Annotated in this window: 16 protein-coding genes; 5 read left to right on the top strand and 11 right to left on the bottom strand. The window is 58.9% G+C overall.

Annotated features, from left to right (window positions below; all coding sequences use genetic code 11):
* Positions 1 to 2 precede the first annotated feature (2 nt).
* Both C1Y43_RS01355 and malI read right to left on the bottom strand, forming a co-directional pair.
* A complete protein-coding gene (locus tag C1Y43_RS01355) occupies positions 3 to 1,193 on the bottom strand; it encodes a glycosyltransferase (RefSeq protein WP_104186745.1) in 1,191 nt (396 codons plus the stop codon).
* 402 nt (positions 1,194 to 1,595) lie between these two features.
* Complete coding sequence (malI, locus tag C1Y43_RS01360) at positions 1,596 to 2,621, bottom strand: Mal regulon transcriptional regulator MalI (RefSeq protein ID WP_031279152.1); 1,026 nt, start codon at positions 2,619 to 2,621, stop codon at positions 1,596 to 1,598.
* Between the two features lie 177 nt (positions 2,622 to 2,798).
* Here malI and malX point away from each other — a divergent pair, with 177 nt between their 5' ends.
* From malX to add, 3 genes are all read left to right on the top strand, one after another.
* A complete protein-coding gene (malX, locus tag C1Y43_RS01365) occupies positions 2,799 to 4,385 on the top strand; it encodes a maltose/glucose-specific PTS transporter subunit IIBC (protein ID WP_104186747.1) in 1,587 nt (528 codons plus the stop codon).
* A gap of 2 nt (positions 4,386 to 4,387) precedes the next feature.
* Positions 4,388 to 5,563: a MalY/PatB family protein gene (locus tag C1Y43_RS01370; protein WP_104186749.1), complete on the top strand. Its 1,176-nt coding sequence runs from the start codon at positions 4,388 to 4,390 to the stop codon at positions 5,561 to 5,563.
* Between the two features lie 118 nt (positions 5,564 to 5,681).
* Positions 5,682 to 6,680 carry an adenosine deaminase gene (add, locus tag C1Y43_RS01375; protein ID WP_104186751.1) on the top strand — a complete coding sequence of 333 codons (999 nt, stop codon included), beginning with the start codon at positions 5,682 to 5,684 and terminating at the stop codon, positions 6,678 to 6,680.
* A gap of 62 nt (positions 6,681 to 6,742) precedes the next feature.
* On the opposite strand, the gene C1Y43_RS01380 is transcribed toward add, so the two are convergent.
* The 5 genes from C1Y43_RS01380 to C1Y43_RS01405 form a co-directional block, all read right to left on the bottom strand.
* Complete coding sequence (locus C1Y43_RS01380) at positions 6,743 to 7,783, bottom strand: oxidoreductase (RefSeq protein WP_021506175.1); 1,041 nt, start codon at positions 7,781 to 7,783, stop codon at positions 6,743 to 6,745.
* 77 nt (positions 7,784 to 7,860) lie between these two features.
* Positions 7,861 to 8,778, bottom strand: coding sequence for an arabinose operon transcriptional regulator AraC (araC, locus tag C1Y43_RS01385; RefSeq protein WP_021506176.1), 918 nt, complete (start codon positions 8,776 to 8,778; stop codon positions 7,861 to 7,863).
* Between the two features lie 57 nt (positions 8,779 to 8,835).
* The gene (araH, locus tag C1Y43_RS01390; protein ID WP_021506177.1) at positions 8,836 to 9,822 is read right to left on the bottom strand and encodes an L-arabinose ABC transporter permease AraH; all 987 of its coding nucleotides are present in this window, start codon (positions 9,820 to 9,822) and stop codon (positions 8,836 to 8,838) included.
* A 17-nt stretch (positions 9,823 to 9,839) separates the two neighbouring features.
* On the bottom strand, positions 9,840 to 11,360 hold the full coding sequence (araG, locus tag C1Y43_RS01395; RefSeq protein WP_104186753.1) for an L-arabinose ABC transporter ATP-binding protein AraG: 1,521 nt from the start codon (positions 11,358 to 11,360) through the stop codon (positions 9,840 to 9,842).
* A gap of 174 nt (positions 11,361 to 11,534) precedes the next feature.
* Entirely contained in the window at positions 11,535 to 12,518 is a 984-nt protein-coding gene (locus C1Y43_RS01405) for an arabinose ABC transporter substrate-binding protein (protein WP_021506179.1), read from the bottom strand.
* Positions 12,519 to 12,884: 366 nt separating this feature from the next.
* Between C1Y43_RS01405 and C1Y43_RS01410 the strand changes: the two genes are divergently transcribed.
* On the top strand, positions 12,885 to 14,570 hold the full coding sequence (locus C1Y43_RS01410; RefSeq protein WP_104186754.1) for a ribulokinase: 1,686 nt from the start codon (positions 12,885 to 12,887) through the stop codon (positions 14,568 to 14,570).
* An 11-nt stretch (positions 14,571 to 14,581) separates the two neighbouring features.
* Entirely contained in the window at positions 14,582 to 16,072 is a 1,491-nt protein-coding gene (araA, locus tag C1Y43_RS01415; RefSeq protein ID WP_104186756.1) for an L-arabinose isomerase, read from the top strand.
* Positions 16,073 to 16,544: 472 nt separating this feature from the next.
* On the opposite strand, the gene yjfF is transcribed toward araA, so the two are convergent.
* Genes yjfF through ytfQ form a run of 4 tightly spaced genes read right to left on the bottom strand, consistent with a single transcriptional unit; the run spans position 16,545 to position 21,068 of the window.
* The gene (gene yjfF / locus C1Y43_RS01420; RefSeq protein ID WP_021506182.1) at positions 16,545 to 17,531 is read right to left on the bottom strand and encodes a galactofuranose ABC transporter, permease protein YjfF; all 987 of its coding nucleotides are present in this window, start codon (positions 17,529 to 17,531) and stop codon (positions 16,545 to 16,547) included.
* Positions 17,528 to 18,544 (bottom strand): galactofuranose ABC transporter, ATP-binding protein YtfT, encoded by a 1,017-nt coding sequence (gene ytfT / locus C1Y43_RS01425; protein WP_104186758.1) that lies wholly within the window; start codon positions 18,542 to 18,544, stop codon positions 17,528 to 17,530. The genes yjfF and ytfT overlap by 4 nt, the downstream gene beginning before the upstream one ends.
* Positions 18,537 to 20,057, bottom strand: coding sequence for a sugar ABC transporter ATP-binding protein (locus C1Y43_RS01430; protein WP_058774750.1), 1,521 nt, complete (start codon positions 20,055 to 20,057; stop codon positions 18,537 to 18,539). Before C1Y43_RS01430 ends, ytfT begins: the two co-directional genes overlap by 8 nt.
* 54 nt (positions 20,058 to 20,111) lie before the next feature.
* Positions 20,112 to 21,068 carry a galactofuranose ABC transporter, galactofuranose-binding protein YtfQ gene (ytfQ, locus tag C1Y43_RS01435; RefSeq protein WP_021506185.1) on the bottom strand — a complete coding sequence of 319 codons (957 nt, stop codon included), beginning with the start codon at positions 21,066 to 21,068 and terminating at the stop codon, positions 20,112 to 20,114.
* Positions 21,069 to 21,579 lie beyond the last annotated feature (511 nt).

Raw genomic sequence — 21,579 nt, forward strand, 5'->3', positions numbered from 1 at the left:
CGTCAAATCTCTTTAGCGCTGACGCCCGGGGCACGATTCACCTGTGCTGTCTGCTGATAAAAGGCGTCGAGACGGGCGCGAAAGCGCGCCGGATCGTGCTGGTCTTTAATTCTTTGCAGCGCCCGCGCCGAGCGGGTGCTGATCGCCTCGCGCTGCGCCATCATCTGCGTGATGATCTGTTTGAGCTGCGCAATAATTCTGGCCCTGATCGCCTGTTTCTCCTGCGCTGAACCGATAGCGATTTCAAACATATCATTCAACGGACAATCAATAAGCCAGCCGGCCGAAGCCGGGTTTATTTCCGGCAGTGCGCGTACATTGGTGGTAATAACCGGACAGCCGCACGCCTGCATTTCCAGCACTGAAAAGCCGTAGGTATCCTGCCAGGTCGGTAATAATCCCACATCGGTCTGTTCGAGCATTTTCATCAGCCGATCATTTTGCAAAAATGTTTCATGCCTGAAGATTGCCTGCTGATTAATCAGGTCTTCAATCCGCTGATGAAATTGCGCGTCATCCTGCTGCGCGCCGTGCGCGATATTATAGCGATGCTTCAGGTTGCCCGTTAAATTCACCTGCACGCTGTCGGGTTGAATGATGCCTTCTGCCAGCAACTCGCTAAAGGCCAGCACCACTTCCGCACCACCTTTACGATAAAACTCATTGCCGACAAAGCTGAACGTCAGCTTCGCCTGATTCACCGGCCTGACCCGATCACAGATAATTGCCTGTGGCGGATGCAGGGTGTGCAGTTTGGGCAAAATGGCTGCAGCCTGCTGCGGAAACGCCTGTAACAGCTTGATTTGAATTTTTTTCGTCGCGTCGGAGATAGCCAGCAGCGCCGTACACTGCGGTGCCGCGATCAGTTTGAGTTGTTTCTGCAATTGTGGATTATGCAGTTTGGCCATGCCCGGCACCGGCAGCACGCGCGGAATTTCGGTTTCAAATGTCGCCATCCAGCGTTTTTTTGTGCAGGCCACTTCATTAAAAAGATGGATGATTTGCGCATCGTCCGGCACCGAGAACGGTAGCGGCGCGAAAATAAACAACTTATTGGCTTTGCGGATTTTCTGTCTGACGGCGTTACGATAAAACCAGATATTTTTATATTTCAGATTGAGATAATGGTGTGAATCGTTGACGATGATATTTCTCTTTTCCGGATAACCTTTCCCGTTTACGATTATTTTCATACGTGCCCCAGCACAGGAAAAATAAGCATAGCTCGCAGTATATTCCTCGCCTGTCACAAATCCAGTGAGCAAGTAAACCCGCGCTAAACAATAAGAAAATACACATTTTGTGACAGGTAATAACATCAGCCAGCCTGAATAAAATACAGGCGCGGCCGGTAAAGAATATTAATCAATACAAAATTCGCGTAATTCAGAAAAATGGCTAACGCGTTGATTTTTATTTAACGCTGACCATATTATGACAATTTCGTGTCAGGATTTGATGCCGAAGTTTAATCTTTATTTTCTGCTGGCCCGCCATGCATAAGCAAAACGATGATCACAGGCCGGCTGAAAATCGGCAAGCAGCGGTAACAGAAACGCGGCGAGTAATGATCTGACGCCGGGCGGGCGACAGGCTTAACGGCCCTGCACCAGCTGCGGCGGCACGATTAACGTCTGCACATCGGCCTGTGGCTGCGCCAGGCGCTGTAATATGCGTTCTGCCGCGCGCCGCCCGACGATGCGCGCTTCACTGCTGACAAACGTCAATGCCGGATCGTTCAGCTCAGGCTGCGGATCGTCGTTGAAGCCGACCAGCGCCAGCTGCTGGGTGTAGTAACTGTCCACGGCATCTTCCCCGAGGGTGCGGCCGCTGCGCAGCGCGCCGAAATAGCAGCCGAGCGTGGTGCTGGCATTGTGGGCCAGAATAGCAGTAATACGCGGATGCTGATGCAGCAGCGCCTGCGTCAGCGCGGAGACACTCTGCTGGCGATCGTCACATTCAATAATCCAGTCCGGGCGAAACGGCAAACCATACTGCAGCAGCGTGGCGCAATAGCCGCCGATACGTTCGGCGCGCGTCAGTGACGAACCCAGACCGCCCACCCAGGCTATGCGCTGATGTCCCTGTTTGATCAGATACTCGGTGGCCATCCGCGCCGCCTGGCTGTTATCCGGACGCAGCGAATCGACCTTTTCCAGACTGCTGGCGCGCGCGGCGCAGATCAGTGCAATATTTTGCTCCTGCGCCTGCAGCCGCAGCGATTCCGCCTGCGCCACCGCACCGCCCAGCACAATGCCATCGGCGCCCTGCGCCGCCAGCGAATCAAAACAGCGCTGCAGATGCTGGCCGTGCTGACCACTCTGCGTCAGCACCAGCACTTTGCCCTGCTGCTCCAGCACCTCACTCAGTCCCGCCGTCATTGCCGCATAAAAGGGCTGGCTGAGATCGCGCACGATCAGGCCAATCACCCCGCTCTCACCGCCGCGCAGCATGGAGGCCGAGCGGTTACGCACATAGCCGAGTTGCTCAATCGCCTGATTCACCCGCGCGGCGGTGGCGGGTGAAATACGCCCTTTGCCGGACAGCACCAGCGATACCGTGCTGACCGATACGCCAGCGGCCTGCGCGACATCATGGATGGTGATTTTTTGCTGGGACATAGTGTGACGCTATTCGTTGCCGGAAAATTTAAAGAGGTAAAACGTTACACTGATTCACATAAAAATAAAGCCTGATGCTCGTCACGCTTTGTGATTATCACCACAAAAAGCCGTGATAAAACGTTTTATCATCCCCCACCACTTTACCCGCTTGTTACTTTTTAGCCAGGAGAGACTATGCCTCACAGCCAACCCAAAATGTCGCTCTGGGAATTTTTCCAGAGCCTGGGGAAAACCTTCATGCTACCCGTGGCGCTGCTGTCGTTTTGCGGCATCATGCTGAGCATCGGCAGTTCACTCAGCAGCCATGATGTACTGACGTTGATCCCGCTGCTCGACCAGCCGTTCCTGCAATACCTGTTTATCTGGATGGCGAAAATCGGCTCCTTTGCCTTTAGCTATTTGCCGGTGATGTTTGCCATCGCCATCCCGCTGGGCATGGCGCGGGAAAACAAAGGCGTGGCGGCATTTGCCGGCTTCGTCGGCTTTGCGGTGCTCAATCTCAGCGTTAACTTCTGGCTGAACATCAACGGGATTCTGCCGACTACCGATGCGGCGGTGCTGAAAGCCAATAACGTGCAGAACATTCTCGGCATTCAGTCCATCGACACCGGTATTCTCGGCGCGGTGATTGTCGGCATTGTGGTGTTCTGGCTGCACGAGCGTTTCCACAATATTCGCCTGCCGGATGCGCTGGCATTCTTCGGCGGCACGCGCTTTGTGCCGATTATCACCACCGTGGTGATGGGCCTGCTGGGGCTGGTAGTACCGCTGATCTGGCCATTCTTTGCGCGCGCGATCACCGGTCTTGGCTGGATGATCAACAGCGCAGGCGAATTCGGCCCGATGATCTTCGGCACCGGTGAACGTCTGCTGCTGCCGTTTGGCCTGCAGCATATTCTGGTGGCGATTATTCGCTTCACCGATGCCGGTGGCACCATGGAGGTGTGTGGTCACAGCGTCAGCGGCGCGCTGACCATCTTCCAGGCGCAGCTGGCGTGTCCGGAAACTCACGGGTTCGCGGAAAGCGCCACCCGCTTTCTGTCGCAGGGTAAAATGCCGGCATTCCTTGGCGGCCTGCCAGGGGCAGCGCTGGCTATTTACCACTGCGCACGCCCGGAAAACCGTCACAAAATTAAAGGCCTGCTGATTTCAGGCGTGGTTGCCTGCGTGGTTGGCGGCACTACTGAACCGATCGAATTCCTGTTCCTGTTTGTCGCACCGGTGCTGTACCTGATCCACGCGCTGCTGACCGGTCTCGGCTTCACCGTGATGGCGATGCTTGGCGTGACCATCGGTAATACCGACGGTAACGTGATCGACTTCTTTGTGTTTGGCGTGCTGCACGGCCTTTCTACCAAATGGTACTGGGTGCCGGTGATTGCCGCCGTATGGTTTGTGGGTTACTACGCCATCTTCCGTTTCGCCATCACCCGCTTCAATATCAAAACACCAGGCCGCGAAGCAGAAACCAGCCGCGTTGAGCAGCAGGTCAGCCGCGCCGGCGTGGGCAAATCCGGCTACAACACGCCAGCGATTCTCGCGGCGCTGGGTGGCGTTGACAACATCACCTCGCTGGATAACTGCCTGACGCGCCTGCGCCTGTCGGTGGCCGACATGAGCAAGGTCGACGATGCCGCGCTGAAAGCCAACGGCGCCATCGGCGTGGTGCACCTCAATCAGACCAATCTGCAGGTAGTCATTGGCCCGCAGGTGCAGTCGGTCAAAGATGAAATGGCCCATCTGATGAGCGCGACGGTGTAAACATGCAGGCGTTTAATTTTAATCGGGTGGTGGATCGCCACGGCAGCTGGTGCACGCAGTGGGACTTTGTCGCCGACCGCTTTGGCGTGGCCGATCTGCTGCCCTTCACCATCTCGGACATGGATTTTGCCACCGCTCCCTGCATCATTGACGCGTTGCAGCAGCGGCTGAATCACGGCGTGCTGGGCTACAGCCGCTGGCAGCACGAGGATTTCCTCTCCGCCCTGCAGCACTGGATGCATAGCCGCTTTGCCAGCGAGATCGCGGCAGAGTCGCTGGTGTATGGCCCGTCGGTGATTTATATGGTGGCGCAGCTGCTGCGCCACTGGACGCAGGCGGAGGATGAAGTGCTGATTCATACGCCCGCCTATGATGCGTTTTACCAGACAATCATCGGGAATCAGCGCAGGGTGCTGGAACTGCCGTTGCAGCGCACTGGCGACACATGGCGCTGTGATATGGCTCAGCTGGAAACCCTGCTGGCGCGGCCGCGCTGTAAGGTGATGTTACTGTGCAGCCCGCACAATCCCACCGGCAAAGTGTGGCAGCGCGCAGAGCTGCAGCAGATGGCGGCACTGTGCGAACGGCATGGCGTGAGCGTGATCAGCGACGAAATCCATATGGATATGGTGCTGAGCGAGGCGCGCCACACGCCGTGGTGCGAGGTGGCACAAGGCCGCTGGGCGCTGTTTACCTCGGCCTCGAAGAGCTTCAATATTCCGGCGCTGACCGGCGCCTGGGGTATTATCCCGGACGCGGACGACCGCCAGGCGTGGTTTCACGCGCTGAAGCAGCAGGACGGGCTGTCGTCACCGGCAGTGATGGCGCTGGCTGCCACCATTGCCGCCTACCGTCACGGCGCACCCTGGCTCGACGCGCTGCGCGATTATCTGCGTGCCAATATGCAGCACATTGCGCAACGGCTCAACGCGGCGTTTGCCGGGCTTAACTGGCAACCGCCGCAGGCCACTTATCTGGCATGGATTGACACCGCGCCGCTGGCGATTGATGACGTCGCGCTGCAGCAGCGGCTGATCCAGCAGCATAAGGTGGCGATTATGCCAGGCAGCACTTACGGCAGCGCCAGCCGCAGCTATCTGCGTCTCAACGCTGGCTGCCCGCGCAGCAAGCTGGATGACGGGCTGGACCGGCTGATTGCCGCACTGCAATCGTTCTGAACCACAGCGGATGCTGATTAATTCAGCATCCGCTGCCCGCTTTGCGCAAATCACTGGCGCGGTTGCGCAAGATGTTTTTATAATGGTCTGCACTTTACGTTAATTCAGCGAGTGCGACATGATTGATGCGAAACTTCCCCTCACCGACCTTCACCGCCACCTCGATGGCAATATCCGCGCCCAGACCATCCTTGATTTAGGTCGTCAGTTCAATCTTGCGCTGCCCGCCGATACGCTGGATACGCTGCGTCCACACGTGCAGGTGACCGCCAACCAGCCGGACCTGGTGAGCTTCCTGCAGAAGCTTGACTGGGGCGTCAAAGTGCTGGGCGATCTCGACGCCTGCCGCCGCATTGCGCTGGAAAACGTCGCTGACGCCGCGCAGGCCGGTATCCATTACGCTGAGCTGCGCTTCTCACCGGGCTACATGGCGATGAACCATCACCTGCCGATTGCTGGCGTGGTGGAAGCGGTGATTGATGGCGTGCGCGCGGGCGTGCAGCAGTACGGCGTTGATGTGAAGCTGATTGGCATCATGAGCCGCACCTTCGGCGAAGAAGCCTGCCTGCGCGAGCTGGAAGGTCTGCTGGCACACCGCGACGGCATCACCGCGGTCGATCTGGCCGGTGACGAACTGGGCTTCCCGGGCAGCGAATTCCTTAGCCATTTTAACCGCGCCCGCGATGCCGGATTCCGCATCACCGTGCATGCCGGTGAAGCCGCCGGACCGGAGAGCATCTGGCAGGCGATCCGCGAGCTGGGCGCTGAGCGCATCGGTCACGGTGTCAAAGCGATTGAAGACCGCGCGCTGATGGATTTCCTCGCCGAACAGCGCATTGGCATTGAATCCTGCCTGACGTCGAACATTCAGACCAGTACCGTAGCCTCGCTGGCCAGCCATCCGCTGAAGGCGTTCCTGCAGCATGGCATTCTGGCAACCATCAACACTGACGATCCGGCGGTACAGGGCATTGAGCTGGCGCATGAATATGAGGTCGCTGCACCGCAGGCGGGCCTGAGCGCCACCGAGATCCGTCAGGCGCAGGAAAATGGTATTGCCATCGCCTTTTTAACCGAGGCGGAGAAAGCCGCGCTGCGCCAGCGCGTGGCGGCATAAGCCATAAAAAAGGAGCGCAGATTGCGCTCCTTGTTGATCGGCTGGCGATAACGCCGCCCGGTTTACTTCAGGGACAGGGTCTGGCGTTTCTCCGCCGACTGCAGGCCAAGCTCAATCAGCTCCATCACCTGAATCGCCTCTTCCGCCGTAACCGGGTTAGCACCGTTACCGGCAATGGCGTCGCGGATCGCCGCATAATAGGCCGGATAGTTCCCCGGCAGCGTCAGCAGCTCTTTCTCCACCATCACGTCGCCCTCGGCCAGCGTCAGCGTGCCGTTGCGCATGTCGTAGCCCCACTCTTCACGCGGCGGACGTTCACCCGCTTTCAGACGATCCTCCTGCGGATCGAGCCCGTACTTAACGTAGCTGCCGCGCGTGCCGTGCACCACAAAACGCGCCGATTCCGCCGCCACCAGCATGCTGGCGTGCAGCACCACGCGCCGGGTGGGATAAGTCAGCACCGCGTGGAAGTAATCGGTGGTTTGCGCGCCGGGACGCAGTTCAGCCATGTCGACGTTGATCGCCACCGGCGGTCCAAACAGCTGCAACGCCTGGTCCAGCACGTGCGGTCCAAGGTCGAACCAGATCCCGCTGCCCGGGCCTTTCATTTCGCGCCAGCGCTGACGCACTTCCGGACGGAAGCGGTCAAAGTGCGACTCCAGATAGCGCACCTCGCCCAGCGTGCCGTCGTTCAGCAGCGTTTTCAGCGTCAGGAAATCGCTGTCCCAGCGGCGGTTGTGGAACACTGAAAGCAGCAGCCCTTTGGCTTTGGCCAGCTGGTCGAGCTCACGCGCCTGTGACAGTGTCACGGTGAACGGTTTGTCGACTACCACATGCTTGCCGGCATTGAGTGCCGCTTTGGCGAGCGGGAAATGGGTGTCGTTCGGGGTAGGAATTACAATCAGGTGCAGCGTCGGGTCATCCAGCAGTGCCTGAGGATCGGCCACCACCTGCACCGACGGCCAGTCAGCGTGCACTTTACTGGCATCGCTGCTGGAGATCGCGGCCAGCTCAACGTCTGGCGTACCGGCGATCAGCGGCGCATGGAAGGTTTTGCTGGCAAATCCGTAGCCAATCAGGCCGACACGTAGTTTATCGCTCATTCTCATTCCTCTTGTTCGTGACCTGACTGATTTAAGACGAATCAGTCAGTAAGAACAAGGCGGAATCACCTGAAAGCTCAGGAGATCGCACTCCGTGCCGGTTGCCAACTCTCCTGGGCCACCAGTGCGTCGTGCGCATCCTGACTGCGGCGGCGGAAATCGCTCGGACTGACGCCCACCCGCTTGCGGAACACGCGCGAGAAGTAGAGCTGGTCGTCGTAGCCGACCTCGCGCCCCACCGAGGCGATCGGTTCCTGAGTGGTTTGCAGCAGCAGCTTGGCGCGGATCACCCGCTGATCTTCGCGCCAGCGCAACAGGTTGATTCCCATCTGCTCGCGGAACAGGTGGGCCAGACGCGACGGCGACAGACAGACGTGGCGCGCCACTTCCTCGATTTTCACCTCGCTGGCCAGATGATTGGTGACGTACTGGCAGGCTTCAATCACGCGCGGATCGCGAATTTGCTGATGGCTGCGCGGATCCTCTTCTACCGCACGCAGCAGCAGGCGTTCCAGCAGATTCATCGCCAGCTCTTCGGCGAAGCGGCGTCCGGAATTATGCGTCTGTTCGATGCTGGCAAACAGGCGGTCAAATTCGGCGCGCAGCGCATCCGGCAACCGCAGCCGGCCAACGCCCTGGTTCTGATCCTGCCACTGCAGCCAGTCGGTCCAGTAGGCGCGCGGACGGAAATAGACCCAGCGATGATGCCAGCACGGACTGTCCGGCGCGCGGCCATAATAGTGCGGCGTTTTCGGCTGAAACAGCAGCAGGTCGCCCGGCTCGCAGTCAAACGCTGACGCTCCGTCAAACACCCGTCCCTGACCTTTGATGGTCAGATTGAGGATGTAACCTTTCATGCCGTGCGGGCGATCGATAAAAAAATCGAGCTGATCGCCGGCGTTGATCGGCGTCAGCCCGGCCACCAGCCAGGCGTTAAACGGATAGCCCGGCAGTAAAGGATTTTGCTGTTCACTCGGCGCTTCGCGGTGGTACATAAGGATCTCCCGGTTCGCGTGACGTTGGGGCGCAGCGTTGCGGCTGCGCCCGCGGGATCAGGCGGTTCTGCTTTTCTGTTTGTAACGGTCAAAGATCACCGCCGCTAACAGTATCAAACCGCGCACCACATACTGTGAGAATGGCGAGATATTCAATAAATTCATCGCATTCTCGACGGTACCCAGAATCAACACCCCGGCGACCACGTAGGAAATCTTGCCGATACCGCCCTTCAGCGACACGCCACCCAGCACGCAGGCGGAGATAACGATGAGCTCATAGCCGAGCGAGGTCATCGGCTGACCGCTGGTCATGCGCGAAGCCAGGATAATGCCGGCGGCTGCTGATACCAGCCCGGAAAGGATAAAGATGATGATGCGCGTGCGCACCACCGGCACCCCGGCCAGCCGCGCCGCTTCCTCGTTGCCACCAATCGCCAGCGTGTTGCGGCCAAAGGTGGTTTTGTTCAGCAGGAAACCAAACACGATCATGGTGGCGATGGTCAGCCAGATCGGTGCCGGCACGCCCAGCCAGTTGGCGTAGCCGAGGGTGAAAAAGCGCTCATCCTCAATCCCCACCGCTTTACCGTCGGAGAAGATATAGGCCAGGCCGCGCACAATCTGCATGGTCGCCAGCGTGGTGATCAGCGCGTTAATTTTGAGGCGCGCAATCACGAAGCCGTTAACGAAACCGGTGGCCATACCGAGCAGCAGGCCGGCGGCGACGCCGATCCACAGGCTTTCGGTCATGTTGATTACCACGGCGGTGACGACGCCAGCGCAGGCAATCACCGACGCCACCGACAGGTCGAAATCGCCGGAGGCGAGGCAGAACAGCATGCCGCACGCCACCATGCCGGACATCGACATCGCCAGGCCCAGCCCTTTCATGTTGATAAAGGTGCCAAAATTAGGCACGAAGATGGCGCAGACGATAAACAGCAGCGCAAACACCACCAGCATGCCGAAGTTGTCCCAGATGCGCCCGAGCTGCAGGCCACTGCGCTGCACCGGTGGCGTATTGGACGTGGTAGATGAAGCCATTTTTACTCTCCTTTACCTCAGGCCACGGCGGCCGCTTGAGTGGTTTTCGGCATGGCCAGGCTCAGCGTCAGCTGCTCCGTGGCGGCGTCGTGGGGCAGTTCACCGGCAATCTCACCTTCGCGCATCACCACGATGCGGTCGGCCAGTCCCATCACTTCGGGCAGATCGCTGGAAGCAAACAGCACCGCGATCCCTTTGTTCGCCAGCTGATAAATCAGGTTATAGATTTCATGTTTGGCGCCGACATCAATGCCGCGCGTCGGTTCGTCGAGCAGGATCACGTTCATCTCCTCCGACAGCCAGCGGCCCAGAATTGCCTTCTGCTGGTTGCCACCGGACAGATTCATGATCAGCTGATGCGCACCCGGCGTTTTGATGTTCAGCGAGCGAATGTGGTGGTCCGCGTTTTTCGCTTCCCAGCCCGGCTTGATCAGACAGCCGGCACTCAGGTTGTGGCGGCGCGCGCTGATATTGATGTTCTCGCGCACCGAGTGCACCGGGATGATGCCTTCGGCTTTGCGATCTTCCGGGCACAGCATGATGCCGGCGCGGATGGCATCAATCGGTTCGCGGATGTTGAGCTGCTTACCGTCCAGCGTGACCGTGCCTGCGCGCAGCCGGGTGGCACCAAACAGCCCTTTCATCAGTTCGCTGCGGCCGGCACCGACCAGTCCAAACAGACCGACAATTTCTCCGGCGCGCACCGTCAGCGATATCGGCATCCGCACGCCTTTCGCTTCCACCTTGTCCAGCTGCAGACGCACGGGGCCCAGCTCACGTGGCGCGTAGCCATAGATATCTCCGAGGTTGCGTCCGACCATCGCCTCCACCAGATCGTCATGGTGGGTATTGGCCATGTCCGTGAAGGTGCGCACGTAGCGCCCATCCTTAAACACGGTAATGGCATCGCTTAGCGCGAAAATTTCTTCCATGCGATGCGACACGTACAGCACCACCCGGCCCTGCTCGCGCAGCTGGCGAATTACGCGGAACAGATGCTCAATTTCGCGCGCCGACAGCGAACTGGTCGGCTCATCAAAGGCGATGATGCGCGCGTTGCGCGCCAGCGCTTTGGCGATTTCGACCATCTGCCACTGACCGAGCGACAGGTATTTCAGCGGCATGTCGGGGTCGATATCCATGCCAAGATTTTTCAGCTGCAGACCGGCTTCGTAGCGCAGCAGCTTGCGGTTAACCAGCCCGCGCTTGTGCGGCAGCTGGCCAAGATAGATGTTCTCCGCCACGCTCATTTCCGGTACCAGATGCAGCTCCTGGTAAATGATCGCCACGCCGGCATCCAGCGCCTCAACGGTATTGCTGAAGCTTTTCGCTGCGCCTTTGATGCGGATTTCGCCGCCGCTAGGCTGATAGCTGCCGCTGAGGATTTTCAGCAGCGTGGATTTGCCCGCGCCGTTTTCTCCCATCAGCGCGTGCACTTCACCGGCGCGGCACTGAAAAGAGATATCCTGCAGCGCTTTCACGCCAGGGAAGGTTTTGCTGATGCCATGAAATGACAGAAATGCTGGATCCGTGTTCATGGGAACTCCTGAGCCTCCATGTTTCACACCGTAGCGGCGTTGGCTGCGCACATTTACCCCGGTCACTGACCTCAGTAAGCTCCCGGGGATAAACGTGCCTGCCGCCTTGCTAAAGCACGAACTATGCCGGCTGCCTGTTAATTAACATCACATTGAGGACGGCTTAAAACCGACTTACATCAGCCCTTTCTTCGCCAGCTCGGTTTTGAAGTTGTCGCGGGTGATCAGCACCACGTCGGTCACTTCGGTGAATTTCGCTGGCTCCTGGCCTTTGGTCACCCAGTTGTAGAGCATTTCGCTGCTCTTATAGCCGTGCACGTCCGGGCTCGGCAGCAGGGAACCGTAGAAGCCGGTTGGCGCGCCCTTCGACAGCTCGCTTACCGCGTCCACGCCGTTGATACCGATGCCGATCACGTCCGGCGCCTTGAAGCCCTGGCCTTCGGTTGCGCGCACGCCGCCCAGCACGGTGTTATCGTTCATGCCGACAATCAGCCAGTGCTTCACTTCCGGATGCTGCACCAGCAGCGAGTTACCGGCGTCAAACGCGCCCGGGATATCGTTGGATTTGGTCGGCACCTGATAAATCTGCTTCTCCGGGAAGCCGGCGGCTTTCAGCGCGGCCATCGAGCCACCGGTGCGGCGGCGCGCGGTATCCAGTTCGTTAGCAGTAATCGCCATCACGGCGGTTTGCTTCACATCCCAGCCGCGTTTCTGCATCTCTTTGTACAGCTCCTGGCCCTGACGCTCGCCGATTTTGGTCGCTGCCATCATCACCAGCGGTACGGTATCCATTGGCTTGCCTTTGGCGGTGACAAACTGGTCATCCACGGCAATCACTTTCAGGTCATAGCTGCGTGCTTTGGCGACGATGGCTGAGCCCAGCTTGGGATCCGGGGTACAGATGACAAAGCCTTTGGCGCCGCTCGCCGCCAGGCTATCGATAGCGTTCAGGGTTTTTTCACCGTCCGGCACGGCAATTTTGATCACTTCAAAGCCGAGATCTTTGCCGGCCTTATCGGCGAATTTCCACTCGGTCTGGAACCAGGGTTCCTCCGGCTGTTTGACGAGAAAACCGAGCTTCATGGTCTCGGCGATAGCGGATTGTGACATAAGCGCGGCGAGGCCTGCGGCCGCCAGTGCTTTAGTGAATTTATGCATGATGCTCTCCGGCACAATGGTGTTTTATCGCTGTTATCAACGAATCGGTGTAAACGCTACCAATCAGATTTCACGTTCGGGTACAGCGCAAAATCAGCGCGTTAGCTCAAAGGTTGTACAAAGGCTGTGCAAACGCTGGGCTAGTTGTAGCGGGAAAAGCGCGGAAAAATGTAGAGCGGTATCACATCCCAAAACGATGACTAAATCCTCCATATATTCAGCAAAATTAACCGGACATTAACTTTTGCTGTCGATCACACAACCCCGCCGATGACAGAAAAGTGCATATTCTCAGCCGCTGATGACTAACCGCCGCCCGCTCCCCATTCCAGGATAGAGCGAGACAACTCACACAGGAGAATCCCGATGAGCGCGGGTGCCATAACAATTGGGCTGGATTTCGGCAGTGACTCGGTACGAGCGCTGGCCGTGGAGTGCCACAGCGGTAAAGAGCTGGAAAAGGCGGTGGTCAACTATCCGCGCTGGGCAAAGGGTGAATTCTGCGATGCCCATGCCAACCGCTTTCGTCATCATCCTCAGGATTATATTGATGCGCTGGAACAGGCGATCGTCAGCGTGGTGCAGGCGTTAAGTCCGGCGCAGCGCGCCGCGGTGGTGGGTATTGGCGTCGATTCTACCGGCTCGACGCCGGCCCCCATCGATCGCGACGGCAACGTCCTCGCGCTGCGTCCGGAATTCGCCAGCAATCCCAACGCTATGTTTGTGCTGTGGAAAGATCACACCGCCATTGAAGAAGCCGAAGAGATCAACCGCCTGTGCCGCAGCGGCCAGTTCACCGACTATACCCGCTACATCGGCGGCGTTTACTCCTCCGAATGGTTCTGGGCCAAAATTTTGCACGTATCGCGTGCCGATGCCGCGGTGCGAGAGGCGGCGGTGTCGTGGGTAGAGCTGTGCGACTGGGTGCCCGCGCTGCTGAGCGGCACCACCGCACCGGCCGAACTGCGGCGCGGACGCTGCGCCGCCGGGCACAAATCATTGTGGCATCCGGAGTGGCAGGGTTTACCGCCGGCGGCGTTCTTTCGCGCGCTCGACCCCATGCTGGTGGAACAGCTCGATTCGCCGCTGTTCAGCGATACTTTTACCGCCGATGTGCCGGTCGGCACGCTGTCGGGCGAATGGGCGCAGCGCCTTGGGCTGTCAGAACAGGTGGTGCTGTCCGGTGGCGCCTTTGACTGCCACATGGGCGCGGTTGGCGCTGGCGCACAGCCGTTCACGCTGGTGAAAGTCATCGGCACCTCGACCTGCGACATCCTGATCGCCGATAGCGAACAGGTGGGCGATCGCGCGATCAAAGGCATCTGCGGTCAGGTCGACGGCAGCGTAATGCCGGGCGCCATCGGCTGTGAAGCCGGACAATCGGCGTTCGGCGACATCTATGCCTGGTTCAGTCGCCTGCTCGGCTGGCCTTTGCAGCAGGCGGCGCAGCGCCATCCTGAATTACAGCCGCAGCTGGCCGCGCTGCAGCAGGATTTGATCCGCCAGCTGACCGACGCCTGGGCGGCAAATCCGCAACTCGATCACCTGCCGGTGGTGCTGGACTGGTTTAACGGTCGCCGCACGCCGGACGCCAACCAGCGCCTGAAAGGCGTGATTACCGACCTCAACCTCGGCACCGATGCGCCGGCGCTGTTCGGTGGCCTGATTGCCGCCACCGCCTTTGGCGCACGCGCCATCATGGAGTGCTTCGAGCAGCAGCAGATTCCGGTGCAGAACATCCTGACGCTCGGCGGCATTGCGCGCAAATCCCCTGCCATCATGCAGGCCTGCTGCGATGTGATGAACCGGCCGCTGGACATTGTCGCTTCCGATGAGTGCTGCGCGCTGGGCGCGGCGATTTTTGCCGCCGTTGCCGCCGGCGTTTACCCCGATGTGCCGGCGGCGCAGCAGGTGATGGCCAGTCCGATTGCCGTCACCCTGCAGCCGGACAGCCAGCGCGTGGCGACTTATCAGCAGCTTTATCAACGTTATCAACACTGGTGCCAGGCGGCTGAACCGCAGTACGCCGCGCGCGCCGCATCCGCTAAGTAAAGGAGCGAGGAATGGAACAGAAAGTCTGGTTTGTGATTGGTACACAGCATCTCTACGGAGCGGAAACCCTGCGCCAGGTTGAGCAGCATGCGCGCCAGGTGATGGACGGCCTCAACCAGGCCGGTACGCTGCCGGTGCCGCTTGAGCTGAAGCCGCTGGTGAAATCACCGGATGAAGCGCTGGCGCTGTGCCGCGAGGCCAATCACGACAGCCAGTGCGTCGGTATCATTACCTGGCTGCATACCTTTTCGCCGGCAAAAATGTGGATTGGCGGACTGAGTATTTTGCATAAGCCGCTGCTGCAGTTTCACACCCAGTTCAATGCGGAAATTCCGTGGGACAGCATGGACATGGACTTCATGAACCTGAACCAGACCGCGCACGGCGGCCGTGAGTTCGGCTTCATTGGCGCGCGCATGGGTCTGCAGCACAGCGTAGTGACCGGTCACTGGCAGGATAAAACCAGCCAGCAGCGTATCGCGCGCTGGATCAATGCCGCGCTGGCGAAGCAGGCCAGCCAGCAGCTGAAAGTGGCGCGCTTCGGTGACAATATGCGCGAAGTGGCGGTCACCGAAGGCGATAAAGTGGCAGCGCAGATCCAGTTTGGCTATGCGGTTAACGGCTGGGGCGTCGGCGATCTGGTTGAGGTGGTAAACAGCGTCAGCGATGGTGATGTCAACGCGCTGGTCGACGAATATGAGAGCCAGTATCTGTTCAGCGCAGCGGCGTCGGTAAACGGCGACAAGCGGCAGAATGTGCTGGATGCCGCACGCATCGAACTGGGCCTGAAGCGCTTCCTCGATAGCGAAGGCTGTAAAGCCTTTACCACCAATTTCCAGACGCTGCACGGTATGACCCAGTTGCCCGGTCTGGCGGTTCAGCGCCTGATGGCTCAGGGCTACGGTTTCGCTGGTGAAGGCGACTGGAAAACCGCCGCGCTGCTGCACATCCTGAAAGTGCAGGCCGGCACGCGCGCCGGCGGCACCTCGTTTATGGAGGATTACACCTACCACTTCGCGCCGGGCAACGAGCTGGTACTGGGCTCGCACATGCTGGAAGTGTGCCCGTCGATCGCCAAAGAGCAGAAGCCGCTGATTGATGTGCAGTTCCTCGGCATTGGCGGTAAAGCCGATCCGGCGCGTCTGATTTTCTCGACGCCGGCGGGCCGCGCGGTGAACGCCAGCGTCATCGACATGGGCGATCGCTTCCGTCTGCTGGTCAACGTGGTCGATACCATTGAACAGCCGCAGGCGCTGCCGAAGCTGCCGGTGGCACGTGCGCTGTGGCGCGCGCAGCCGTCGCTGGCCACCGCTTCTGAAGCGTGGATCCTGGCGGGCGGCGCACACCATACGGTGTTCAGCCAGGCGCTGGATGTAGAGGATATGTACCTGTACGGCGAACTGCACGGCATTGAAGTGCTGGTGATTGATGACGAGACGCGCCTGCCGGCCTTCAAAGATGCGCTGCGCTGGAACGATGCGTACTACCGCCTGAAACGTTAATAGCCTGAAATGTTGAAGCAAGCCGCGAGGGTATCGCGGCTTTTTTTATGGCGAAACTGCGGTCCAGTCAACAACGGCAGGCGTTACGTAAAGCCGGCGTGAATACCTCCCTGTCGCCCCGGCCGCCTTGATCTCCTTAATGCAGGTTGGTTGCGCTTTTACCGGAGCCGAATTTGCATCAGCCATTAAGCGTCGTACTGACTACAGCAATGACAGTCCCACTTGCCCCATCAAGACCAGCCCGAATAGCAAAGCGTCCGCGCCAGGGATGGCGCGGCCGATCGGCATGGATGCGGGGTTTCTTTGCGATCGGGCTAGCCTTTGTGGGGCCTGGCACCCAATTAACAGCAACCCCACCAAACTTTCACGACTCTGAGCGCTAAAACAGCAACCCCACCCAACATCCACGAATCTGTGCATAAAAAAAGGTGCGCCAGTTTGCGCACCTTTTAACACACACATGCGATGACGACTAAGACGTTAAACGCTTAACCGGCGCGTTCTGCTGGCGGTCCCACATCACTGTCAGCAGACGCTGCAGCGCAATGAAGGCAAACAGCAGAATACCGATGGCGATTTTGGTCCACCAGGAACTCAGCGTGCCGTCGAAGTTAATCCATGTCTGAATCAACCCCTGAATCAGCACCCCGAACAGCGTGCCCAGCACCGTACCGACGCCCCCCGACAGCAGCGTACCGCCAATCACCACCGAAGCAATGGCATCCAGCTCGACGCCCAGCCCGGCCAGCGCGTAGCCGGCCGAGGTGTAAATGGAAAATACGATGCCTGCCAGCGTCGCCAGCGTGGTCGACAGCATATAAATCTTAATCGTGGTGGCACGCGTCGACACGCCCATCAGCTGAGCCGATGTCAGATTGCCGCCAATGGCATACACCTGATTACCGAAGCGCGTACGGTGCGCCAGCAGAATGCCCCCCGCCACCACCACCAGCATAATCACCGCCAGCAGGCTGAGACGTCCGCCGCCCGGAATTTTCCACGCCAGGCTCGACAGCGTGGTATACAGCGGATGATCGATAGGAATCGAGTTCTCCGACACCAGATAGCTGCAGCCGCGCAGGAAAAACATCCCGGCGAGCGTGATGATAAAGGCCGGGATTTTTAATGCATCAATCAGCCAGCCCATCATGGCACCAAACAGCGCGCCTGCCGCCAGAATCAGCGCAAAGGCCAGCAGCGGGTCGACATGGTAGTCGCCGATGATGCGCGCCAGAAACACGCCGGTGAAGGCGATCACCGCGCCAACGGACAGATCGATGCCGCCGGACAAAATCACAAACGTCATGCCGACGGCGATGATGCCGAGAAACGCATTATCAGTGAGGATGTTGCAAATCACCCGCGTTGAGGCAAAGCCGGGAAACTGGCTGAGGCAGAACAGGTAACCCGCGACAAACACCAGCAGGGTAATCATTAACGGCAAATGACGCTTGATCATGGTTTACGTCTCCCCTTCAGCATGGCGATAAAGCGCGGCGACTGCAGCAGCAGTACGCACATCACCACCACCGCTTTCACCACCTGGTTCAGCTCCGGCGGAAAACCTGATAGCAGTATTCCGGTATTCATTGACTGGATAATCAGCGCGCCAACCAGCGACAGCACCAGGTTAAAACGCCCGCCCATCAGCGAGGCGCCACCAATCACCACCGCCAGAATGGCGTCCAGCTCCAGCCACAACCCGGCATTATTGGCATCGGCACCGCGAATATCGGCGGCGACAATCAGCCCGGCTACCGCCGCGCACACGCCGCTGATGGCATAGGTGGACATCACCACCAGCCAGCCGGTCACCCCGGCATTGCGCGCCGCGCGCAGGTTGATACCTACCGCTTCGATGAACAGGCCAAGCGCGGTTTTGCGCGTCAGCAGCCACACCGCCACGGCCACCAGCAGGGTAATCCACACCGGTACCGGCAGCAGCCACAGCGAACCGCTGCCAAACCACGCGAGGCTGTCACTGTTAAAGGTGACGATCTGTCCCCGGGTAATCAGCTGCGCGATGCCGCGCCCGGCCACCATCAGAATCAGCGTGGCGACAAACGGCTGAATCTTCAGCAGCGCCACCAGCACGCCGTTCCACAGGCCGCACAGCAGCCCGGTGCCGAGCGTGGCCAGAATAATAAAACTCAGGCTGTGCCCCGCCACCGTCAGCGTCGCCGCCGTCGCGCCGGCAATCGCCATTACCGCGCCCACCGACAAATCGATCCCGCCGGTGGCGATCACCAGCGTCATACCAATCGCCAGCAGCGCCACCGGCGCGGCGCGGTTGAGAATGTCAATCGGGCTGCCGAATAACCGCCCGTCCTGAATGTGAATAGCAAAAAAGTTATTCGCCACCAGGCTGTCGATCAGCAGCACCAGAATCAGCGCGACGATCTGCGGCATGCCCGGCGGCAGCTTCGGCTTCCGCCGTTCCGGTTTTTCGTGTGTCATAGGCGATTCAAGCATGTTGTGCTCCTCCGTCCGCGATGGCGTTGACGATCGACGCCACCGACAGCTGCTCCAGCGGAATTTCGGCGACCTGCTTCAGATCGCGCATAATCAGCACGCGATCGGCATAGCCCACCAGCTCTTCCAGTTCAGAGGAGATGACCAGCAGCGCCAGTCCGTCGGCGCACAGGGATTCAATCAGCCGAATGATCTCGGCGTGGGCACCCACGTCGATACCGCGCGTCGGCTCATCCAGAATCAGAAACTGTGGTTTAGTCACCAGCCAGCGTGACAGCAGCACCTTCTGCTGGTTGCCACCCGACAGCAGCTCCACCGGCTGGTCGGCATGCGGCGTACGAATACCCAGGCTCTTGATAAAACGCTCGGCTATCGCCTGCTGCTCACGACGTTTGATCGGCCGCAGCCAGCCACGCTGCGCCTGCAGCGCCAGAATGATGTTTTCCCGCACCGAGGCCGCGCCGATGATACCGTCAGTTTTACGATCTTCCGGGCAGAAGCCCATGCCGAGACGCGAGGCTTTGGCCGGCGTGCGGATATGCTGTACTTTGCCTTTGATGGTGGCGGTACCGCGATCGGCGCGGCGGATGCCAAACAGCACCTCGGCGGTCTCGGTGCGCCCGGAGCCGAGCAGCCCGGCCAGCCCCACCACTTCGCCCGGCCGTACCTGCAGGCTGAACGGTTCAATGGTGCCTTTCTTGCCGTAATCCTCAAACGACACCACCGGCTGATTGCTGCGTAACGTGCTGCCCTGACGCTGCAGTGCGGTTTCCAGCAGCTCTCGCCCCAGCATCAGCTTGATCAGCTCAATCTGCGGCAGCGTAGCGGTGTCCCGCGTGGCGATAAACTGGCCGTTGCGCAGTACGGTAATCCGGTCGGTAATACGGTACACCTGGTCGAGAAAGTGGGTGACGAAAATCAGACTCATGCCTTTGGCTTTCAGCTGCGCCATCAGGGTAAACAGCATCTCCACTTCGCTGGCATCAAGGCTGGCAGTTGGTTCATCCAGAATCAGTACCTGCGCGGAGAGATCGACTGCGCGGCAGATCGCAATGATCTGCTGCATCGCCACCGAGTAGTGGCCGAGCGGACGCGTCACATCCAGCGCGAAGCCGTAGTTGCGCATCAGCGCATCGGCGTCGCGCACCATGCGCTTGCGATCGATCATGCCGAAGCGGCGCGGCTCGCGGCCAATGTAGAGGTTATCCGCCACCGACATATTCGGCAGCAGATTCACTTCTTGATAAACGGTGCCAATGCCCATCTGCTGCGCATCGGCGGTACTGTGCGGTGCAATCACCGCGCCGTTGAGGGTAATGGTGCCGGCATCCCGCGTGTAGACGCCGGTCAGCACTTTAATCAGGGTCGATTTCCCCGCGCCGTTCTCACCCAGCAGCGCCATAATTTCGCCCTTGCGGATGCTGAACGACACGTTATCCAGCGCTTTGACGCCGGGAAAGCCTTTGCTGATGCCGTTGAGGCTCAGCAGGGGTGTTTCATCGTAGCTGCTCATCAGATTCTGCCTCGCTTACGTCATAAAAACCGCCCCGAAGGGCGGTTGCGGGGATCAGTAACCCATGCCTTTTTTCTTATCCAGCTCCGCCTGAGCGTCAGCCGGTAAGAACAGTTTTGATTCGGTTTTGATGATCTTCGGCGGCAGCGTGCCGTCTTTTTTGAATTTCTCCAGCGCGTCAAACGCCGGGCCGGCCATGTCCGGCGTCAGCTCAACGTTGGCGTTGGCCTCGCCGGCCAGCATCGCTTTGTAGATATCCGGTACACCATCAATCGAACCGGTGAGAATGTCTTTGCCCGGCTTCAGGCCGGCTTCTTTAATTGCCTGGATGGCGCCGATCGCCATGTCGTCGTTATGGGCATACACCATGCAGATGTTTTTGCCATTGTTCTCGGCTTTGATAAAGCTCTCCATCACCTCTTTACCCTTACTGCGGGTAAAGTCACCGGACTGCGAGCGAATCACTTTGATGTTGTTGTGGCCGGCGATGGCTTCGGCAAAGCCTTTCTTACGGTCGATCGCCACGCTGGCACCGACGGTACCCTGCAGTTCCACCACGTTACACTGCTTGTCACCGACGGTTTTCACCAGCCAGTCACCAATCAGTTTGCCTTCCAGCACGTTGTCGGCCGTCACCACCGCCATGTACAGCGATTTATCTTTCACCACGATGGCGCGGTCCAGCAGGAACACCGGGATTTTGGCGTCTTTGGCCTCTTCCAGCACCGGTTCCCAGCCGGTTTGCACCACTGGCGCGATAAAAATGGCGTCAACGCCCTGAGCGATAAACGAGCGCACCGCTTTGATCTGGTTCTCCTGCTTCTGCTGACCATCGGCAATTTTCAGGGTGATACCGCGCTTTTGCGCTTCACTTTTTGCCACGTTGGTTTCGGCCGAACGCCAGCCGGATTCAGAACCGACCTGCGAGAAGCCCACCGTCATGTCGGCAGCCAGAACCGATGTGCTGAGTGCGGCGCTGACCATGGTGGTCAAGAGTAAACGTTTCCACATAATTTTCATTCCTCTGAAGGGAGTGTGCTGTAGGGGTACAAACGCGCTTCAAGCCTGGCGCAATTGCGCTAAAACAAGCGCGACACACCTCACAAAACAGAATGAATTAAAGGGGTTACGCGTATCAGCGTGTCAGACAGCTGACTCAGCTTATGGACAAAACGCCTGAACTTTATGTCAGCGGAGGTTAAATAACTGTAATAAACAGAAGCGGTTATGACCGCAGGCACTGGAAACGATTACAACGGGCACGTAAAGAATGGTTATTCATGCGCGCGGCAGGCAATGTTCTGTTTTGTGATAGTTCGCACACTTGCGATTTGACGTTTCATCACAGCTGCACCCTTGTGCGTCACCCGTTACAGATAAATCGCTTTTTAGCGTCTGCTGCGTTTCAAAATAAGCGCAACAAAAGTGCGAAAAATAGCGTCTGGAATACCGCTTAAGGCAGCTGTTAAATTTTCTCACCAGCCCCCGGTTAACGGGGCCAAAAACGCGCCTGACGCGCAGG

Origin of the sequence: Pantoea sp. ICBG 828 (genome assembly GCF_002928355.1) — a bacterium.
In the GTDB taxonomy this organism is placed as follows: domain Bacteria; phylum Pseudomonadota; class Gammaproteobacteria; order Enterobacterales; family Enterobacteriaceae; genus Pantoea; species Pantoea dispersa.